Below are 19,782 nucleotides of genomic sequence, written 5' to 3'. Positions count from 1 at the left end.
GGCCTCAGGGTTCCTCCCGGGGCCGGGCCGCCGTCGTGTCCGCGGCCGCCTGCGCCTCGTCGGCCGCCGCCAGCAGCGCCCGGGCGTGCTCCCGGGTGCGCTCCCGGGCGGCCACCGGATCGGCCATCGCCGTCCAGGCCACGCAGTACATCAGCAGCCGGGAGACGAAGTTGATCCACAGCAGCAGCGCCACCGGCACGCCGAAGGCGCCGTACAGGCTCTTCCCGGCGACGGAGCCGAGGTAGGAGGCGAGCAGGACCTTCAGCAGCTCGAAGCCGACCGCGCCGATCAGCGCGCCCTGCAGCACGTCGCGCCGGCGCTGGCCGCGGATCCCGGGGAACGGCGCCAGCAGGTAGGCGAAGAGCAGCGTGTCGCACGCTATGGCGATGAGCACGCCGACCCCGGTCAGCAGGTAGCCGCTGCGCAGGCCGGTCCAGTCGGCGATCCGCCCGGCCAGCGTCGTCCCGGCGGTGGAGGCGCCCACCGAGATCAGCGACACCACGCCGAGGCCGCCCAGCACCGCGCAGTCCCAGGCCTTGCGCAGCACCACGTTGGTGTCGTCGTCGGGCAGCTGCCAGACGTCCCGGATCGAGGTGCGCATGGTGTCCACCCAGCCGAGGCCGGAGACCAGCAGCAGCGCCCCGCTGACCAGTCCGACGGCGCCCGCGTTGGCCACCAGGGACGGCAGGTTGAGCGCCTGCGAGATGCCCGGCAGCTGGTCGGAGATGTGCTTCTGCAGGTCCGCCACCTGGCTGCTGCTGAGCGTCGAGACGGCGATCGCCAGGCCCACCGTGAGCAGCGGGAACAGGGCGAGGAAGCCGAAGAAGGTGACCGCACCGGCCAGCCGGTTGCCCCGGGCCGCGGAGAAGTACTCGTACACCCGGTACGGGCGGCTGCGCAGCACCCACGTGACGAGCGGGCCGACGACCGGGAGGCGGGTCAGGAAGTCCACCCGACCGGTTATACCGGTCCGTCCTCCGAATGGCCGTCAGGCTCGGCGCAGGTTCTAGCGTTTCACCAGGCGGCGGGCCCGGGCGAGGGCGCGGACGGCCTGGTAGGCGCCGTAGCGGCCGTGGCTGAGCAGTTCGGTGCGCACGCCGTCCACGCCGGGCGGCGGGCGGTAGCCGGCCGGCCGGAGCCGGGCGCAGTGGGCGGCGGCGCGGCGGAAGTACTCGCGGCGGTCGCCGGGCGGGATCCGGCCGGGCTTGGAGACGACGGTGTTGAGGTGGTGCAGCATCCGGCCGTAGACGACCGGGCGCCAGTGGTCGAGGTCGGGGCGGCGGTCCAGGAAGGCGAAGACCAGGTCGTACTGGGCGAAGACGTCGAAGTGCTTGCGGCTGGCGGTGGCCAGGATGTTGCCGCCCTCCTGGCGCTGGCGGTAGTGCACGCCGACCTCGTCGAGCAGGGTGATCCGGGCGGCGGCGAGCAGCGCCGGGTACGTCCAGGGGGTGTCCTCGTAGTAGCCGGCCGGGAAGACCAGCTGCTGGGCGGTGACGAAGTCGCGGCGGTAGGCCTTGTTCCAGACCACCTGGAGCAGGTCGAGCAGGTCGGGGCGGGCGGCGAGGTCGAAGACGTCCGGGGAGGCGGCGCCGAACACGTGGGCGGAGGCGGCCCGGGTGATCCGGCCGTCGGCGTAGGTGCGGGCGTAGTCGTAGACCAGGACGTCCGGGTCGCCGGTGGCGGCGAGCCGGTCGTCGACGCTCTTGAGCAGCTGGGGGGTGAGCGTGTCGTCGCTGTCGAGGAAGATCACGTAGTCCCCGGTGGCGGCCTCCAGGCCGGCGTTGCGGGCCCGGCCGAGGCCGACGTTCTCGGGCAGGTGCAGCACCCGGATCCGCGGGTCGGCGGCGGCGGCCTCGTCGAGCATCGGGCCGCAGCCGTCCGGGGAGCGGTCGTCCACCGCGATCAGTTCGAGGTCGGGGCCGCCCTGGCCGAGCACCGAGTCGAGACACTCGGCGAGGTAGTCCTGAACCTGGTACACGGGGACGATCACGCTGAAGCGGGGCACGGGCCCAGCGTAGTGGCCCCGAAGGGCCCCATGGCCCGGAGGTAGGATCGGTGCGCACGTACGCACCGATCCAAAGTGCGGTCAGGCCCTCAACGGGCTGCCACGCTCCTTCCCGAGAAAGGCCTGCGTAGCCGATGGCTCCCCGCCTCTCCATCGTCGTTCCGATCTACAACGTCGAGCGTTACCTGGTCGAATGCCTCGACTCGATCGCCGCCCAGACCTTCACGGACTTCGAGTGCGTCATGGTCGACGACGGTTCGAAGGACGACAGCGCGGCCCTCGCCGAGGCGTACGCGGCCAAGGACTCGCGGTTCCGCCTGGTCCGCCAGGTGAACAAGGGCCTCGGCGCGGCCCGCAACACCGGCATCCGGCACATCGACCCGGACGCCGAGTTCCTGTGCTTCGTCGACAGTGACGACTCGATGCCGCCGAGCGCGTACGAGCTGATGATCAACACCCTGGACGAGACCGGCTCGGACTTCGCCACCGGCAACGTGCTGCGGTTCCGCGCGGTGGGCTACTACCAGTCCGGCGGGCACTCGAAGCCGTTCAGGGAGACCAAGCTCAAGACGCACATCACCGAGGTCCCGGCGCTGGTCACCGACCGCACCGCGTGGAACAAGGTGTACCGCCGCTCCTTCTTCGACGCGGCCGGCATCCTCTACCCCGAGGGCATCCTGTACGAGGACGCGCCGGTCAGCGTGCCGCACCACTACCTCGCCAAGAGCGTGGACGTGCTCTGCGAGCCGATCTACCACTGGCGCGAGCGCGAGGTCGGCGAGATGTCGATCACCCAGATGCGCACCAACCCCAAGGGCCTGATCGACCGCGTCACCTCGGTCGAGCTGGTCCGCGGCTGGCTGCGCAAGCAGACCGATCCGCGCTTCGCCCAGTACCTGCGCTCCTACGACGAGAACACCCTCGTCGAGGAGATCCCGATGTTCTTCTGGTCCGTCGTGGACGGCGACAAGGAGTACCGGGACGCCTACATCAAGAGCGTCAGCCGGCTGCTGCGGGCGATCGGCCCCGAGCAGGTCCGCAAGCTGCGGGCGCCGCTGCGGCTCAAGTACCACCTGACCCTCCAGGGCCGGATCGACGAGTTCGTCGAGCAGATCAAGTACGAGGGCGAGAGCAACGGCGGCGTCCAGGCCCGCGGTCTGCTGCGCCCGTACGCCGACTACCCGTTCCTGCGCGGCGGGCGCAAGAGCGTGCCGTCCGGCGTGCTCAAGCTGGACAACTCGCTGGTCATGCGCAGCCGGCTGTACGAGACGGCCTGGGTCGGCGGGCGGCTGCAGCTGACCGGGCACGCGTACCCGGAGCAGCTGGGCGCGGCCGGCAAGCACGACATGGTCCGCACCCTGGTGCTGCGCGAGGCCAAGGGCCGCCGGGTGATCGCGGTACCGATGAAGACCCAGTACAGCCCCGAGGCCACCGCCAGCTGCCACCACGACCTGTACAGCTGCGACTGGGCCGGCTTCACCGTCGGCGTCGACCCGAAGAAGCTCAAGCACCGCGGCCAGTGGAAGGACGGCAACTGGCGCGTCCTGGTGGCCGGCGCGGGCAAGGGCGGCGTCTACAAGGGCCGGGTCTGGGCCGGCTGGAGCGACACCGCGCAGTACATCCCGGCGCACTGGGTCGAGCCGGACGTGCGGATCGTGCCGTGGGTCCGGGACGGCTCCGTCTACCTGCGGGTGGAGACGGTCAAGGCCCGGGTGACCGGCCTGGCCTCGCACGGCGGCCGGGTCGAGGTGTCGGGCGCGGCCCGCTCCGGCTCCAGCTTCGCCGGGGCCCGGCTGCGGCTCACCCACGTCGAGTCCGACCGCGAGCTGGCCTTCCCGCTGGAGCTGGGCGCGCCGGTCGGCAGCCTGCAGCCGTTCAGCGTGTCCTTCCCGGTGGCCGAGCTGACCGCCCTCCGCGAGGCCTGGGCCGAGCTGGACCCGGTGGCCGCCGAGCGCGCCCGTGACCGCTGGGACACCGCGCTGGTCCTGGCCGACGGCAGCACCGTCCCGGTGACCTGGGACGACCGCAACGCCCCGGCGCAGCTGCACCTGCCGCTCAACCCGGACGCCCCGGTCGACCAGCGCCGGGCGCTCTACTCCAAGCCCTCCCCCAGCGGGTACCTGCAGTTCTCCGACCAGCTGCTGCAGCCGGTGGTGGACGAGGTCTCCGCCCGCGGCGCGGACGGCTTCCTGCTCAGCGGTTCGTTCCCGCTGTCCGGCGCGCACCGCTGGGAGCTGGTGGTCCGGCACGACTGGCGCGAGGAGGAGCACGTCTACCCGGTGGAGATCGCGGACGGACGGTTCCGGACCGCGCTGCCCGCCGTGCCGACGGCCTCCTTCGCCGGCCGGGTGCCGCTCGCCCAGGGCACCTGGAACGTCTTCTTCCGTCCGGTCGGCGCCGTGGCCGAGGAGCTTCCGAGCTCGTACGCGCTGATCTCGCCGGACTGCTTCGGCGCGATGCCGCTGGAGGTGGAGTCCCGGGGCAAGCGCATCGTGCTGGAGCGCCGCCACCACGACGGCCTCTCCCTGGAGTCGCACTCGGCGCTGCTGCCGGAGGAGCGCAGCGGCTACCGGCTGCGCCAGCTGCGGTTCGTCGACTACCCGAACGCCCGCCGGCACCCGGTGCGCGACACCGTGCTGTACAACGTCGGCCTCGGCGGCCTGTACGCCGACTCGCCGCGGGCGGTCCACGAGGAGCTGGTCCGCCGCGGCCTGCCGCTGGAGCACCTGTGGGGCAGTGACGACCTCCAGGCCGATCTGCCGCAGTCGGCGAGCGCGATCCGGCTGTGGAGCCCGGAGTGGTTCGAGGCGCTGGCCACCGCCAAGTACATCGTCACCAGCACCCACCTGCCCGACTTCTTCGTCCGCCGCCCCGGCCAGGTGGTCCTGCAGACCTGGCACGGCAGCCCGCTGAAGCAGATCGGCCTCGATTTCGAGAAGGTCTGGTTCACGGATGCGAACTACCTGAAGGGCCTCGCCCGGGAGGTTCCGAGCTGGAGTCTGCTGGCGGCCGGCAACAGCTGGTCGGCCCCGATCCTGCGACGCGCGTTCGATTACAAGGGCGAGATTCTCGAAAGCGGTTCGCCGAAGAACGACCTGCTCTTCGCGGCCGACCGGGAGAAGACCGCCGAGCAGGTGCGCGAAAGGCTCGGCCTGCCCGAGGGCAAGAAGGTCGTGCTCTACGCGCCGACCTGGCGCGAGGACCGGCGCCGGCCGAACGGCGGGTACCAGCTGGACCTGCGGCTCGACCTGGCGGCGGCCAAGGCCGCGCTCGGCGACAACCAGGTGCTGCTGGTGCGCCGGCACAGCATGATGTGCGGTCAGATCCCGGGCGCCGGCAACGGCTACATCTGGGACGTCGGCAGCTACCCCGACATGGCGGAGCTGCTGCTGATCGCCGACGTGCTGATCACCGACTACTCGGCCAGCGTGTTCGACTTCGCCGCGACCGGCAAGCCGATCCTGTTCTTCACCTACGACCTGGAGCACTACCGCGACAACCTGCGCGGCTTCAGCCTGAACTTCGAGGCGGAGGCGCCCGGCCCGCTGCTGGCCACCTCCGAGGAACTGGTCGACGCGCTCGGCCGGGTCGGCGAGGTCGCGGCCGAGTACGCCGACAAGGCCGCCGCGTTCCGCACGGCGTACTGCGACCTGGACGACGGCAAGGCCTCCGCCCGCGTGGTCGACGCGATGCTCCGCGCGGAGTAGTGCCGATGTAGTGCCGAGCAGCACCGAGTAACACGGGGCGGCCCGCAGCACCCCCGAGAGCCCCACCGAGGCGCCCGACGCGAACCGCGTCGGGCGCCTCTGCGCTTTCCTGGGAATTCCCTGACAATATCCCTGGCCTTTGCCTGTACATTGCACTCGAACTAGTGTTTGTCAGCGAATTTCATGGGAAATTCCCCGGTCCGCACTGTTGACCCGGACGGCGTCCCGGTATGGGATATGAATTCGGCCCCGGTTTCCTCTCGGCATCGGTCCGGCGGCCCCGGTCCACCGCCCATGGCCCGGCCCCCGTCCCGAAGGACCCCCGCCATGCCTGCGCTCACACGGTTCGTCCTTCCGCACGCCGACCCCCGCGTGAGCACCGACCAGCCCGCCGCCGACGAGGACGTCACCTTCGGCCTGCTGCGCGCCCGCTGGACCGGCCGCGGCCTGGAGCTCACCGGCTTCGCCCGCCCGGACGACCTCGACACCGGCCGCCCCGGCTCCGCCTGGACCTGGCTGACCCTGCGCCACGCCGACGGGACCCGGCCGCCCGTCCACCTGCGCTCCCGGCCCCGCCGGCTGCCCGAAGTCACCGACGACAGCGCCCAGCCCGAGTTCAACCACGACTGGTCCGGCTTCACCGCCCTGATCGAACCCGGCCGGCTGCGCCACGGCACCGACTGGCTGCTCGGCGACTGGCAGATCGAGACCACCCTGTTCACCCGCCCGCGCCCCACCCGGCTGCGCCGCCGGTACGGCGCCCTCGCCCCGCACTGGTGCGGCTCCGGCGAGTACCCGCCGGCCCAGTGGGTGGACCACGACGTCCGCCTCCAGCCGCACTTCGCCGACGGGCGACTGCGGCTGCTGCTCGAACGCCCCGGCATCCGGCTCACCCACGCCACCCCCGCCGCCGACGGCCTCGACCTGCGCGGCAGCGCGGACTCCTGCCCGGCCGGCACCGTGCTGCGGCTGCGCCACCGGCAGAGCGACGCCGTGATCGAACGGCCGGTCGCCCGCACCGGCAACACCTTCGCCGTCCACCTGCCGTACCGGCCGTTCACCGCCGACGGCCGCGGCAGCGGCGAACTGGAGCACTGGGACACCGAGTTCCTGCACCCCGACGGCAGCACCGAGCAGCTCTGCCCGGACGAGCGCGGCGGCCCGGTCGCCGGCCAGCACCGGCTGCCCGACACCCCGGACCACGCCCTCTACCTCAAGCACCTCGCCGACGGCCGGCTCCAACTGTGCGTCCAACCCGCGGCCGGCCTGGTCGAGCGGATCGCCGTCCGGGCCGGCGGCTTCGAGCTCACCGGCCGCTGCCCGGACCGCGCCGCGGACCGGCTGGAGCTCGTCCTGCGGCACACCGGCACCGCGAGCGAGGTCCGCTCCCCCGTCGAGGCCGACCAGGACGGCCGCTTCAAGGTCCTGCTGCCCGCCACCCGCACCGGCGCCGACGGCACCGCGCTGCCCCTGCGCAAAGGCATCTGGGAGGCCGCGCTGACGCCCGCCGGGCGGCCCGGCCCGAGCCGCCCGCTGCTCGCCGCACCCGCCGCCCTTCCCACGCTGCCCGCCGCCACCACGGCCGGCGGCAAGCGGATCCTGCTCCAGCGCCGCTGGCACGACACCCTGCTGGTGGACTCCACCCCGGTGCTCACCCCCACCGAGCGCAGCGCCTGGACGCAGAGCCGCCAACGCACCGTCCACTACCCCGCCGCCCGCCGCGAACCGCTGCGCGAGGCCGTGCTGTACGACGTGTTCGGCGGCCGCGGCTACGCCGACTCGCCGCGCGCGGTGCACGCCGAACTGGCCCGCCGCGGAGCGCCGTTGGAGCACCTCTGGGTGGTCGACGACGCCCAGGCCGAACTGCCGCCCGGGGTCCGGGCCGTCCGGATCTGGAGCCCGGAGTGGTACCGCGCGCTGGCCACCTGCCGGTACCTGGTCGGCAACACGCACTTCCCGGACTTCCTGGAGCGCCGCCCCGGCCAGGTGGTGCTCCAGACCTGGCACGGCTCGCTGCTGAAACGGATCGCCCACGACGTCGACAACCCCTGGCTGGCCGACCACGGCTACCTGGAGGCGCTCGACCGGGAGACCCCGCAGTGGAGCCTGCTGCTCTCCCCCAGCCCGTTCGCCACCCCGATCCTGCGCCGCGCGTTCCGCTACGACGGCGAGATCCTGGAGGCCGGCTACCCGCGCAACGACGTGCTCGCCCGCCCCGACGAGGCCGCCGCCGCGGCCGTCCGCCGCCGGCTCGGCATCCCGGACGGCAAGCGGATCGTGCTGTACGCGCCGACCTGGCGCGAGGACCAGCAGCGCGGTGACGGCGACGGCTTCCGGCTCGGCCTGCGGCTGGACCTCGACCACGCCCGGCGCCTTCTCGGCCGGGACCACGTGCTGCTGATCCGCCCGCACGCGCACGTCCGCGAGCCGCTGCCGGGCGCCGGGGACGGCTTCCTGTACGACTGCGGGGACTATCCCGACCCGCAGGAACTGCTGCTGGTCGCGGACGTCCTGGTGACCGACTACTCGTCGATCATGTTCGACTTCGCCGTCACCGGCCGCCCGGTGCTCTTCTTCACCTACGACCTGGAGCACTACCGCGACACCCTGCGCGGCTTCTACTTCGACTTCGAGCCGCAGGCCCCCGGCCCGCTCGTCCCCACCTCGGCCGGACTGCTCGGCGCGCTGCGCGAACTCGCCGACACCGGCGCGGCCCTGCCGCCCGGGTACGCGGAGCGCCACCGGCGCTTCCGGGCCGAGCACTGCGTCCTGGACGACGGCGGCGCGTCCCGCCGGGTGGTCGACCGGATGCTCGAACTCGGAAGGTCAGTACGGTAGTTGAAGATCAGGGCGGTAGTTCAGGAGAACAGGTAGCTCCGCCAGGGCCGCCAGACCTCGTCCGCGTCGAAGCGGGAGAGGCCGAAGCCCGGCACCGGGAAGGCCGCCCGGAAGCCGCGCGCCTGCGCGTACGCCTGGTCCAGCGCGTCGTCCGGCAGGCCGTGCGCGACCGTCACGTGCGGGTGGTACGGGAACGCCAGCTCGCGGGCCAGCGGGCCGGAGCGGACGTCCGCCTCCAGCAGCCGGCACTCCTGCGCGCCCTCCTCGACCCGGACGAACACCACCGGGGAGACCGGGCGGAAGGTGCCGGCGCCGCGCAGCAGCATCCGGAACGGCCGGTGCGCGGCCGCCACCGCTGCCAGGTGCTCCTCGATCTTCGGCAGCGCCTCGGCGGGCACCTCGGTCGGCGGCAGCAGGGTGACGTGCGTCGGTATCGACCGGGCCAGCGGATCGCCGTGCCCGGCCCGGGCGTCCTGGATCTGCGCACCGTACGGATCCGGAACGCTCACGGACACGCCGATGGTGACGGCCTCGGGGAGACCGTCACCATCGGGCAGGCGTGTGAGGGGAGTCACCGCTTGGCGGCCGGGAGGAAGCCGACCCGGTCGTACACCGTCTCCAGCGTCTGCGCGGCCACCTCGCGGGCCTTCTCGGCGCCGATCGCCAGCACCCGGTCCAGCTCGGCCGGGTCGTCCAGGAACGAGCGGGTGCGCTCCTGGAAGGGGGTGACCCACTCGGTGAACAGCTCGGCCAGCTCGGTCTTCAGGGCGCCGTACATCTTGCCCTCGAAGTGCGCGACCAGCTGGTCGATCGACTGGCCGCTGAGCGCGGAGTGGATGCGCAGCAGGTTGGAGACGCCGGGCTTCCCGTCCTCGTCGTAGGAGACGACGGTGCCGGTGTCGGTGACGGCGCTCTTGAACTTCTTGGCGCTGACCTTCGCCTCGTCCAGCAGGTTGACCAGGCCCTTGTCCGAGGAGGCGGACTTGCTCATCTTGGCGCCCGGGTCCTGGAGGTCCTGGATCTTCGCCGTCTCCTTGAGGATGTACGGCTTCGGCACCGTGAAGGTCGGGCTGTAGCGGGTGTTGAAGCGGTCGGCGAGGTCGCGGGTGAGCTCCAGGTGCTGGCGCTGGTCCTCGCCGACCGGGACGGCGTCCGCCTGGTAGAGCAGGACGTCCGCGACCATCAGCACCGGGTAGGTGAACAGGCCGACCGTGGTGCTGTCCGCGCCGTGCCGGACGGACTTGTCCTTGAACTGGGTCATCCGGGAGGCCTCGCCGAAGCCGGTGAGGCAGTTCATCACCCAGGCGAGCTGCGCGTGCTCGGGCACGTGCGACTGGACGAACAGGGTGCAGTGCTCCGGGTCCAGGCCGGCGCCGAGCAGCTGGGCGGCGGAGACCCGGGTGTTCTCGCGCAGCTCCTTCGGGTCCTGCGAGACGGTGATCGCGTGCAGGTCGACGACCATGTAGAAGGCGTCGTTCTCCTTCTGCAGGTCCACCCACTGGCGCACCGCGCCCAGGTAGTTGCCGAGGTGGAACGAGCCGGAGGTGGGCTGGATGCCGGAGAGAACCCGGGGACGGTCCTTGACCGGACCAGTGACCGCTGCGTTGACCATGCGGGCCATTGTTCCAGTTCCACCGGGCGCTCAGGAAACGTCCGCCCCAGGAGGTTCCGCCAGTGTGACCGCACTCACCCTCACCCGGGCGATCCGCCGGCCCTCCAACTTGGCCACCGTCAGCAGCACCCCGCCACCGCCCTCGACCGGGACGCGCACCTGGTCACCCTCCCGGGGCAGCCGGCCGAGCGAGGCGACCAGGCAGCCCGCCACCGTCTCGTACGGGCCCTCGGGCAGGGTGGCGCCGGTCTCCTCGGTGAAGTCGCCGAGGTTGAGCAGGCCGTCCAGCTCCATGCCGCCGCCGACCAGCCGGCGGGTGGCGGCGGTCTCCGGCCGGTCGTACTCGTCCCGGATCTCGCCGATCACCTCCTCGACCAGGTCCTCCAGGGTGACGATCCCGGCGGTGCCGCCGTACTCGTCCACCACGATGGCCAGGTGGTGGCCCTCGCGGCGCATCTCGCCCATCGCCTCCAGCACCCGCTTGGTGCCGGGCAGCAGCTTCACCGGGCGGGCCAGGTCACGGACCTTGGCGGCCTGCTCGCCGCGCGCGCCGTACAGGTCGCGGACGTGCACGAAGCCGACCACGGCGTCGGCGCTGCCCTCGACCACCGGGTAGCGCGAGTGCGGCGAGGTGTCCGCCTGGTGCCGGACGGCGGCCAGCGGGCGCTCGGCGTCCAGGAAGGTCACCTCGGTGCGCGGGACCATCACCTCGCGCAGCTGCCGCTCCCCGGCGGAGAACACGTCCGCGATCAACGCCCGTTCGTCGCTGCCGAGTTCGGTGTTGGCGGCGACCAGGCCGCGCAGCTCCTCGGAGCTCATCGAGCCACGGCCGGCGGCCGGGTCGCCGCCCAGCAGGCGGACCATCAGGTTGGTGGAGTGGCCGAGCAGCCAGATCACCGGGCGCAGCGCCACCGACATCACGTCCACCACCGGGGCCGCGATCACCGCGATCGACTCGGCCCGCTGCAGGCCGATCCGCTTGGGGGTGAGTTCGCCGAGCACCAGCGAGACGTAGCTGATCACCAGGGTGAGGCCGACCAGGGCGATCGCGTCGGCGACGCCCTCGGTGAGCCCGGCCCGGACGAACAGCGGGGCGACCTTGCCGGCCAGTGTGTCCGCGCCGAAGGCGGCGGACAGGAAGCCCATGCAGGTCACGCCGACCTGGACGGCGGCCAGGAAGCGGTTGGGGTCGGCGGCCAGGTGCGCGGCCCGGGCGGACCGCCGGGTGCCGAGCGCCTCCAGCGTCCGGATCTGGCCCTCGCGCAGCGAGATCAGCGAGATCTCGGCGACGTTGAACAGCCCGCCCAGCAGGATGAAGACGAGGACGAGCAGAGCGTCCCCGAGGGTTTCGTTCACAGCGGGTCAGTGTAGGACCGGCCGGCGCCCGGGGAGTGGAAGAAGGGGCGGCGGCCGGTCACACGGCGGCCCGCCGCCTCCGGGAAGGAGACGGCGGGCCGTCGGGAAAAGCTGTGCTGCGGGGCTCAGATGAGGCCCAGCTCCTGGACCGCGTCGCGCTCCTCGGTCAGCTCCTTGACCGAGGCGTCGATGCGGGCGCGCGAGAAGTCGGAGATCTCCAGGCCCTGGACGATCTCGAACTTGCCGGCCTTGGTGGTGACCGGGAAGGAGGAGATCAGGCCCTGCGGGACGCCGTAGGAGCCGTCCGAGACGACGCCCATGGAGGTCCAGTCGCCCTCGGCGGTGCCGTTGACCCAGGTGTACACGTGGTCGATGGCGGCGTTGGCGGCCGAGGCGGCCGAGGAGGCGCCACGGGCCTCGATGATGGCCGCGCCGCGCTTGGCGACGGTCGGGATGAAGGTCTCGTCCAGCCAGGCCTGGTCGCTGCCGATGGCCTCGAAGGCCGGCTTGCCGGCGATCTCGGCCTGGAAGATGTCCGGGTACTGGGTGGCGGAGTGGTTGCCCCAGATGGTGACGCGCTTGATGTCGGAGACGGGCGCACCGGTCTTGACGGAGAGCTGGCCGACCGCGCGGTTGTGGTCCAGGCGGGTCATCGCGGTGAAGCGCTCGGCCGGGACGTCCGGGGCGTTGCGCTGGGCGATCAGGGCGTTGGTGTTGGCCGGGTTGCCGACGACCAGGACCTTGATGTCGTCCGCGGCGTGGTCGTTGATGGCCTTGCCCTGCGGGCCGAAGATGCCGCCGTTGGCCTGCAGCAGGTCGCCGCGCTCCATGCCGGCGGTGCGCGGACGGGCGCCGACCAGCAGCGCGACGTTGGCGCCGTCGAAGGCCTCGTTCGGGTTGGCGGTGATCGTGATGTCACGCAGCAGCGGGAACGCGCAGTCGACGAGCTCCATGGCGGTGCCCTCGGCGGCCTTGAGGCCCTGCGGGATCTCCAGGAGGCGCAGGTTCACCGGGACGTCGGCACCGAGCAGGTGGCCCGAGGCGATGCGGAAGAGCAGCGCGTAGCCGATCTGGCCGGCCGCTCCGGTGATGGTGACGTTGACGGGGGTGCGGGTCATTTCTACCTTCTCCAGCAGATCGCCAGGTGCCCCAGGCACACCGGCGCGCTGGAGCCGAGGATGGTCTCTCGACATCGAGAGACCGGCGTCAGGTTATCGCAAAGGGAAGCGTACGCCGCGGGTGCGGGCCTGGCTGATGCGTCACAACGGACGGCGGCCCCCGCCCTGGCTCGCAGGGCGGGGGCCGTCGCGGTCACCCCGGCGTCAGTGCTTGGGCCGGCCGATCAACTTGCCGATGTTGTCGAGCAACGGGATCTCCAGCCACGGGTTCGGCTGCGCCACCAGGGTCAGCAGCACGATCGACGCTCCCAGGAAGGTCAGCACGATCACGTCGGTGAAGCGGCTGCGCACCGCCAGCATCCCGACCTCGGGCAGCACCAGCCGCAGGACGGCCCCGAGCAGCACCCCGCAGCCGAGGATCAGCAGCCCGTACTTGAAGCCGTCCTTGAAGTCGGCGAACCAGGTGACCGCGAGGCCGGCCCCGACCACCAGCAGGACCAGCGTTATCGGCCACTGCCGGACCGGCAGGGTGTGGTCGCGTCCGAGGGCTGCGGCCGCGCCCTCGGGCGGCAGGGTGCCGGTGGTCTTGACCGGCCTGCGCGGGGTCCGCGCCGGTCGCGGTTCCGTCATGCTCGCCGTCCCTCGTGGTGGTGTCGGTCGCGGGGTCAGACGCCGGCGCGGCGCTCGGCCGCCACGACGATGTTGTTGAGCAGCATCGCGCGGGTCATCGGGCCCACGCCGCCGGGGTTCGGGGAGATCCAGGCGGCCACCTCGGCCACGCCCGGGTGCACGTCGCCGACGATCTTGCCCTCGCTGCGGCTGACGCCCACGTCCAGCACCGCCGCGCCCGGCTTGACGTCCTCCGGCTTGACCAGGTGCGGCACGCCCGCGGCGGCCACGATGATGTCGGCCTTGCGCAGGTGGTAGCCGAGGTCCCGGGTGCCGGTGTGGCACAGGGTCACGGTGGCGTTCTCGCTGCGGCGGGTCAGCAGCAGGCCGATCGAGCGGCCGACGGTGACGCCGCGGCCGACCACGACCACCTCGGCGCCGTTGATCTCGACGTCGTGCCGGCGCAGCAGCTCGACGATGCCCAGCGGGGTGCACGGCAGCGGCCCCTCGATGCCCAGGGCGAGCCGGCCGAGCGAGGTCGGGTGCAGGCCGTCGGCGTCCTTGTCCGGGTCCATCAGCTCCAGGACCGGGTTCTGGTCCAGGCCCTTGGGCAGCGGCAGCTGGACGATGTAGCCGGTGCAGGAGGGGTCGGCGTTGAGCTCGCGGACGACGTTCTCGACGTCCTCCTGGGTGGCGGTGGCGGGCAGCTCGCGCTGGATCGAGGCGATGCCGACCTCGGCGCAGTCCTTGTGCTTGCCGTTGACGTACCAGCGGCTGCCCGGGTCGTCGCCGACCAGGACGGTGCCGAGGCCGGGCGTGACGCCCTTCGCCTTGAGGACCGCCACGCGGGCGGCGAGTTCGGACTTGATCGCGGCGGCGGTGGCCTTGCCATCGAGAATCTGGGCAGTCATGACCCCATTCTCCCGGATCGCGGCAAGCCGCCGTACCAGGGCCCGTCTTCGAACCCCCGTCGTCCTCCCGTCGGCCCCCGCCGACCTCCCGCCGGCCCCCTCGTCCTCCCGCCCTCCGGTCGGACGGGTACGGAAGGCCCGGACCACGTTGCGGTTGCGCCACAGTCTCGGTCCGGCGCGCGGAACCGGCTGGACACGGCCCCGCCGTCCGGTTGACGATATGCGGGCATTCCCTGCCGCGACCCGGCCCGGTGACGGGCCGACGGACACCCGGCGGGGGCGTACCCGGGGGAAAGAGCACGTGAGCCGACCACTTCAGACCGAGCCGCCCGACCACTGCGGCGCCGTCCTGCCCGCAGCGGGCCCGTCGACGACTCCGCTCGCACTGCTCTCACCGCTCTCAGCGCTCTCACCGCGCGCCTGAGCCGGCCGCGCCCGGATCCGCTCCGGGCTGTCACTCCCCTCCGTTAGCGTCCCGTTCCACCGGCGACCCGACTCGCCAACCGGAACCGGGCCCTCCGTCCCGTCCCCACGTCCCCGCAACTGCCCGGAGGCATCGATGAGTTACCCGCCCGACCCGAACAACCCGAACAACCCGTACGGCCAGCCGCCGCAGGCTCCCGGCTACGGCTACCCCCAGCAGGCCCCGCCGGCCGGGTACGGCTACCCGCCGCCCGCGCCGGGCTACGGCGGACCGGGCTACGGCTACCCGCCGGCCGTCCCGCAGAACATGCCGGGCCTGGTGGTCACCACCCGGGTGCTGCTGTTCATCATCGGCGCCGTGCAGATCATCGGTGGCGGCATCTACCTGATAGCCGCCGCGGCGGCCAAGGAGGTCACCAACCGGGCCCAGCAGATCGACGGGAGCGACCCGTTCAACGGCTTCGGCAACGCGGCGGCCGGCGTGCTGGTGGTCGTCGGCATCGTGTGCGCGCTGTTCGCGGCCTTCTCCATCACGCTGGGCGTGAAGTTCGGCAAGGGCGGGCCCGCGGTCCGCATCACCACCCTGGTGTACGGCTCGTTCGGCGCGCTGCTCGGCCTGCTGGGGCTGGCCGGCTCGTTCGCCAACAACGCCAACCCGGTCGGCATCGTCTTCACGCTGATGTGGCTCGCGGTCTCGATCACGATGATCGTCGGGATGAGCGTCAAGGACGGCGTCGCCTGGTTCGCCCGGCCGCGCTACTGACCGGCCGCACCACTGACCGGCCCGGTCCGAGCCGATCGGACGACGAGCGGCCCGGCTCCCCTTCCGGAGGAGCCGGGCCGCTCTGCCATGCCGTCACCCGGGCGGTGCGCCGGGCGAGCGGTGGAACGCGATCAGTGGAAGAAGTGCCGCGCACCGGTGAAGTACATCGTCACCCCGGCCTCGGCGGCCGCCGCGACGACCTCCTCGTCCCGGATCGAACCGCCCGGCTGGACGATCGCCTTGACGCCGGCCGCGATCAGGATGGCAGGGCCGTCCGCGAACGGGAAGAACGCGTCCGAGGCCGCGTACGCGCCCTTGGCCCGCTCCCCGGCCCGCTCGACCGCGAGCTTGCAGGAGTCGACCCGGTTGACCTGGCCCATGCCGACGCCCACCGAGGCGCCGTCCTTGGCCAGCAGGATCGCGTTGGACTTGACGGCCCGACAGGCCCGCCAGGCGAAGGCCAGCTCGGCCAGCTCGGCCTCGGACAGCGCCTCACCGGTGGCCAGCCGCCAGTTCGCCGGGTCGTCGCCCTCGGCCTGCACCCGGTCGGCGTCCTGGAGCAGCACGCCGCCGGAGACCGGGCGCAGCTCCTGGCGGTTGGCCGGCGCCTCGGGGGCCAGCAGCACCCGCAGGTTCTTCTTCCGGGCCAGCACCTCGACGGCGCCGTCCTCGTAACCGGGGGCCACCACGACCTCGGTGAAGATCGGGGCGATCTGCTCGGCCAGCTCGACGGTGACCGGGCGGTTGACCGCGATCACGCCGCCGTACGCCGAGACCGGGTCGCACTCGTGCGCCTTGCGGTGCGCCTCGGCGACGTCCGCGCCGGTCGCGATGCCGCACGGGTTGGCGTGCTTGATGATCGCGACGGCCGGCTCGGCGTGGTCGTACGCGGCGCGGCGGGCGGCGTCGGTGTCGACGTAGTTGTTGTACGACATCTCCTTGCCGTGCAGCTGCTCCGCGCCGGCCAGGCCGCCGCTGCCGTCGCTGTACAGCGCGGCGCCCTGGTGCGGGTTCTCGCCGTAGCGCAGCACGTTCTGCCGCTCCCAGGTGGCGCCCAGGAACTCCGGGAACCGCTCGTCGCTCGGCGCGTAGCCGGCCTCGAACCAGGAGGCGACCGCGACGTCGTACGCGGCGGTGTGCGCGAACGCCGCACCGGCCAGGCGCTTGCGGGTGGCCAGGTCGAAGCCGCCCTCCTGGGCGGCCCGCAGCACGTCGACGTAACGGGCCGGGTCGACCACCACGGCCACCGACGGGTGGTTCTTGGCGGCGGCGCGGACCATGCTCGGGCCGCCGATGTCGATCTGCTCGACGCACTCGTCCGGGGTGGCGCCCGAGGCGACGGTGGCCTTGAACGGGTAGAGGTTCACCACGACCAGGTCGAAGGGCTCGACGCCCAGCTCGGCCAGCTGCGCGCGGTGCGACTCCAGCCGCAGGTCGGCGAGCACGCCGGCGTGCACGCGGGGGTGCAGCGTCTTCACGCGCCCGTCCAGGCACTCCGGGAAGCCGGTCAGCTCGGAGACCTCGGTCACCGGGACGCCGGCGGCGGCGATCCGGCCGGCGGTGGAGCCGGTGGAGACGATGGCGACCCCGGCGGCGTGCAGGCCCTGGGCCAGCTCCTCCAGACCGGTCTTGTCGTACACGCTGATCAGCGCACGACGGATCGGACGGATGTTCTCGGAGACAGGGGGGGTGGTGGAGCTGGCACTCATGCCGGGATCCATACCTTTCGGTCCTCGATGCGGTGGCCCTCGCGGGCCAGCCGGCCCACGACGTCGACGAGCAGCTTGCGCTCGACAGTCTTGATGCGCTCGTGCAGCGCTTCGCCGCCATCGGCGTGGTCGGCGTCGACGACCTCGACGACGCCCTGCGCGATGATCGGCCCGGTGTCCACCCCGGCGTCGACCAGGTGGACGGTGCAGCCGGTGACCCTCACCCCGTACGCGAGCGCGTCGGTGACGCCGTGGGCGCCGGGGAAGGAGGGCAGCAGTGCGGGATGGGTGTTGACGATCCGCCCGGCGAAGGCCGCGATGAACTCGGGGCCGAGGATCTTCATGAACCCGGCCGTGACCACCAGGTCCGGCTCGTGGGCGGCGACGGCGGCGGTCAGCGCGCGGTCCCAGTCGGCCCGGTCGGCGAAGTCCTTCACCCGGTGGACGAAGATCGGCAGGCCCGCCTTCTCGGCCCGCTCCAGGCCCGCGATGCCGTCGCGGTCCGCACCCACGGCGAGGATCTCGGCGCCGTACGCCGGATCGGCTGCGGCGTCGAGCAGCGCCTGCAGATTGGTGCCGGAACCGGAGACCAGCACCACCAGGCGGGCCGGTCCGGGCGTACGGGGCGGGAAGAGCTGGGCGGGGGCGGCGGCCACTGCGCGATTCTCCGTAGGTCGGGCGCCGCCCGCTGGTACGTCCACCGGTGGTGGGGCCACTACGAACGGCAGGTCGAGCGAGGGGGAACACCAGGAGAACCCACCGCGACGCGGGCACCCGGGAACCTCTGCGAGCTGCTGACCGTCACCACGATAACGGCTGGTCGGACGGCCTCCGCACCCTCCCGGCGGCGCTACGCGCGTAGTTGAGACGGGGATCTCCTCCGGCCCGCACAGCGGAGTTGCCCCGGGCACCGGCCCTCCCGGCACCCGCGCAGCGGGCAGGCCGCCTGAGGACCGGCGAACGGCTGCGGGATCATAGGGAAGGCGGGAGACCGCCGCCCCGACCGAGAAGGAATGGCTGAACCATGAGCAGCGGTGACGACACCGGCGAGCGCAACCCCTTCGCGCCGCCGCCGGCGGATGCCCCGGACCAGCCGTGGCAGCCGCGCAACCCCTGGCCCGGCGAGGGCCCGGACGGCACCGGCGGCCAGGGCACCGGCGAACACCCGCAGCTCCCGCCGCCGCACCCCTGGGGCCCCGGCCGGCCCGAGGACGGCCGCCCCACCCCACCGGCCCCGCAGCCGCCCAAGCTCGACCCCGCCGACCCCGCCCAGCGCCGGGCCCGCAACGCCGCACTGGCCGGGCCGCTCGCGCTGGTCTGCCTGTTCGCCGGCTTCCACTGGGCCGCCCTGTTCGTCGGCGCGCTCGGCATCGTGTGGGGCATCAGCGCGCTGCGGACCCCCAAGCCCGCCCCGGCCGCCGCCGTCACCGGCGCCGCCCGCCAGCCCGCCGCCCCGAACCCGCTCACCCCGGCCGCGCTCGCCGGAATCCTCACCGGCGCGATGACCGTCGTGGTCGCGACCTCGGTGATCGGCCTCGGGATGTACTACAACGACTACGTCACCTGCGTCCGGGACTCGCTGACCTCCGTCGGCGCCGACAACTGCGACCGGTTCGCGCCCAAGTGGTACGTCGACTTCACCGGGAACGCCGGCTAGGCCCAATGCCACTGACTTTGCGGTCCTCCGCGACCCTCCGACCGAGGCATCGCCACAGGTCAGCGGCTCGTGATCGCTGTTAAGTCAGTGGCATTGCGGCTAGGCCCTGTCCGGCCGGTCTTGCCGGACACGCCCTAGTCACTTCCGGGGGCCCGCCCACCCAGGCGCAGCACCGCGGCGTACCCGCGGGCCCGCAGCAGCAGCACCCCCCGGCGCAGCCGCTCGGCCGACCGGGCGCGGGCGGCGGGCAGGGCCTCCTCGTCGGCGTCCGCGTCGAGTTCCTCGGCGGCCTGCCCGTCGACCTCTCCGTCGCCCCCTCCGTCGACCCCTTCGTCGGCCTCCGGGACGGTCGCGGGGCACAGCGCCCGATGGCGTACCAGCAGCGCGCCCGGCACGGCCACCAGCGCGAACCAGCCCGCCGCCGCCGGTCCCGTCCACCAGGGCGCCGGCCCCAGCCGGGCCATCCGACCGCCCGCCAGCGCGCCACCCGCCAGCCAGCTCGCCGCCGCCACCGCGACGCCGGTCAGCAGCGCCGCCGCCAGCACCGCCACCACCGTCACCGCGAGCGGCCACGGTCCGTCGCCGCCCCCGTCGCCGTCGCCGTCGCCGGTCCCGGACCCGGCCTCGGCCTCGGCCGCTGCGCGCGGGCCGGCCGCCGCCCGGCCCAGCAGCACCGCCGGCACCACCCCCGCCAGCACCGGCAGCAGCAGTGCCGCCAGCCGCCAGCCACCCGGGCCCTCCGCCGGCAGCAGGGCGAACATCGGGAACTCCGGGACGGGGCCCAGCACGGTGCCGCCCGGCGCCACCACCGTCCCGGAACCCACCGCGAACCCCGGGCCCAGGGCGTACGCCGTCCCCCAGAGCACCGCGTTCGGCAGCAGCACCACCCCGAGCAGCAGCAGCCCGACCAGCGCCGCCGGCCCGCGCCCGAGCACCGCCATCCCGCGCCCGCCCCCGACCGCCGCGTCCAGCGCCGCCGCCACCGCCACCAGCACCCCGCCCGCCGCCACCAGGCCCGCCCCGGCCGCCAGCACCGAGCCGCGCACCGCCGCCGCGCCGCCGGCCGGTCGGAAC

At 73.1% G+C, this 19,782-nt stretch carries 15 protein-coding genes; 4 read left to right on the top strand and 11 right to left on the bottom strand.

Annotated features, from left to right (window positions below; translation table 11 throughout):
- Positions 1–4: 4 nt before the first annotated feature.
- Together ACFWPI_RS23235 and ACFWPI_RS23230 are read right to left on the bottom strand one after the other, a co-directional pair.
- Positions 5–952: a YihY/virulence factor BrkB family protein gene (locus ACFWPI_RS23235; RefSeq protein ID WP_380370204.1), complete on the bottom strand. Its 948-nt coding sequence runs from the start codon at positions 950–952 to the stop codon at positions 5–7.
- 54 nt (positions 953–1,006) lie between these two features.
- Positions 1,007–2,005, bottom strand: coding sequence for a glycosyltransferase family 2 protein (locus tag ACFWPI_RS23230; RefSeq protein ID WP_380370201.1), 999 nt, complete (start codon positions 2,003–2,005; stop codon positions 1,007–1,009).
- Positions 2,006–2,139: 134 nt separating this feature from the next.
- On the opposite strand from ACFWPI_RS23230, the gene ACFWPI_RS23225 reads away from it, so the two are divergent.
- Positions 2,140–5,712, top strand: coding sequence for a CDP-glycerol glycerophosphotransferase family protein (locus ACFWPI_RS23225; protein WP_380370198.1), 3,573 nt, complete (start codon positions 2,140–2,142; stop codon positions 5,710–5,712).
- Positions 5,713–6,039: 327 nt separating this feature from the next.
- Complete coding sequence (locus tag ACFWPI_RS23220; protein WP_380370195.1) at positions 6,040–8,550, top strand: CDP-glycerol glycerophosphotransferase family protein; 2,511 nt, start codon at positions 6,040–6,042, stop codon at positions 8,548–8,550.
- 20 nt (positions 8,551–8,570) lie between these two features.
- On the opposite strand, the gene ACFWPI_RS23215 is transcribed toward ACFWPI_RS23220, so the two are convergent.
- The 6 genes from ACFWPI_RS23215 to ACFWPI_RS23190 all read right to left on the bottom strand — a co-directional run bounded on the left by ACFWPI_RS23215 (position 8,571) and on the right by ACFWPI_RS23190 (position 14,156).
- Positions 8,571–9,059 carry a 2'-5' RNA ligase family protein gene (locus ACFWPI_RS23215; RefSeq protein WP_347878545.1) on the bottom strand — a complete coding sequence of 163 codons (489 nt, stop codon included), beginning with the start codon at positions 9,057–9,059 and terminating at the stop codon, positions 8,571–8,573.
- Between the two features lie 62 nt (positions 9,060–9,121).
- Positions 9,122–10,162, bottom strand: a complete 1,041-nt coding sequence (trpS, locus tag ACFWPI_RS23210; protein ID WP_371518488.1) for a tryptophan--tRNA ligase — start codon at positions 10,160–10,162, stop codon at positions 9,122–9,124.
- A 30-nt stretch (positions 10,163–10,192) separates the two neighbouring features.
- Positions 10,193–11,518, bottom strand: a complete 1,326-nt coding sequence (locus ACFWPI_RS23205; RefSeq protein WP_063349032.1) for a hemolysin family protein — start codon at positions 11,516–11,518, stop codon at positions 10,193–10,195.
- A gap of 125 nt (positions 11,519–11,643) precedes the next feature.
- Positions 11,644–12,636 (bottom strand): malate dehydrogenase, encoded by a 993-nt coding sequence (locus tag ACFWPI_RS23200; protein WP_063349031.1) that lies wholly within the window; start codon positions 12,634–12,636, stop codon positions 11,644–11,646.
- Between the two features lie 204 nt (positions 12,637–12,840).
- Positions 12,841–13,266, bottom strand: a complete 426-nt coding sequence (locus ACFWPI_RS23195; RefSeq protein WP_063349030.1) for a DUF3017 domain-containing protein — start codon at positions 13,264–13,266, stop codon at positions 12,841–12,843.
- Positions 13,267–13,301: 35 nt separating this feature from the next.
- Positions 13,302–14,156, bottom strand: coding sequence for a bifunctional methylenetetrahydrofolate dehydrogenase/methenyltetrahydrofolate cyclohydrolase (locus ACFWPI_RS23190; RefSeq protein ID WP_063349029.1), 855 nt, complete (start codon positions 14,154–14,156; stop codon positions 13,302–13,304).
- Between the two features lie 559 nt (positions 14,157–14,715).
- On the opposite strand from ACFWPI_RS23190, the gene ACFWPI_RS23185 reads away from it, so the two are divergent.
- The gene (locus ACFWPI_RS23185; protein ID WP_063349028.1) at positions 14,716–15,342 is read left to right on the top strand and encodes a hypothetical protein; all 627 of its coding nucleotides are present in this window, start codon (positions 14,716–14,718) and stop codon (positions 15,340–15,342) included.
- Between the two features lie 131 nt (positions 15,343–15,473).
- Here ACFWPI_RS23185 and purH read toward each other — a convergent pair whose 3' ends face one another.
- Both purH and purN read right to left on the bottom strand, forming a co-directional pair.
- Positions 15,474–17,051 (bottom strand): bifunctional phosphoribosylaminoimidazolecarboxamide formyltransferase/IMP cyclohydrolase, encoded by a 1,578-nt coding sequence (gene purH / locus ACFWPI_RS23180; protein ID WP_063349027.1) that lies wholly within the window; start codon positions 17,049–17,051, stop codon positions 15,474–15,476.
- Entirely contained in the window at positions 17,048–17,707 is a 660-nt protein-coding gene (gene purN, locus ACFWPI_RS23175) for a phosphoribosylglycinamide formyltransferase (protein WP_380370188.1), read from the bottom strand. Before purN ends, purH begins: the two co-directional genes overlap by 4 nt.
- Before the next feature lie 368 nt (positions 17,708–18,075).
- Between purN and ACFWPI_RS23170 the strand changes: the two genes are divergently transcribed.
- Positions 18,076–18,708: a hypothetical protein gene (locus tag ACFWPI_RS23170; RefSeq protein ID WP_380370185.1), complete on the top strand. Its 633-nt coding sequence runs from the start codon at positions 18,076–18,078 to the stop codon at positions 18,706–18,708.
- Between the two features lie 134 nt (positions 18,709–18,842).
- On the opposite strand, the gene ACFWPI_RS23165 is transcribed toward ACFWPI_RS23170, so the two are convergent.
- A partial coding sequence (locus tag ACFWPI_RS23165; protein WP_380425005.1) for a DUF6350 family protein occupies positions 18,843–19,782 on the bottom strand: 940 nt, incomplete at its 5' end.

Source organism: Kitasatospora sp. NPDC058492, assembly GCF_042720685.1.
Taxonomy (GTDB): Bacteria; Actinomycetota; Actinomycetes; order Streptomycetales; family Streptomycetaceae; genus Kitasatospora.
This window is presented reverse-complemented; position numbering and strand designations above follow the sequence as displayed.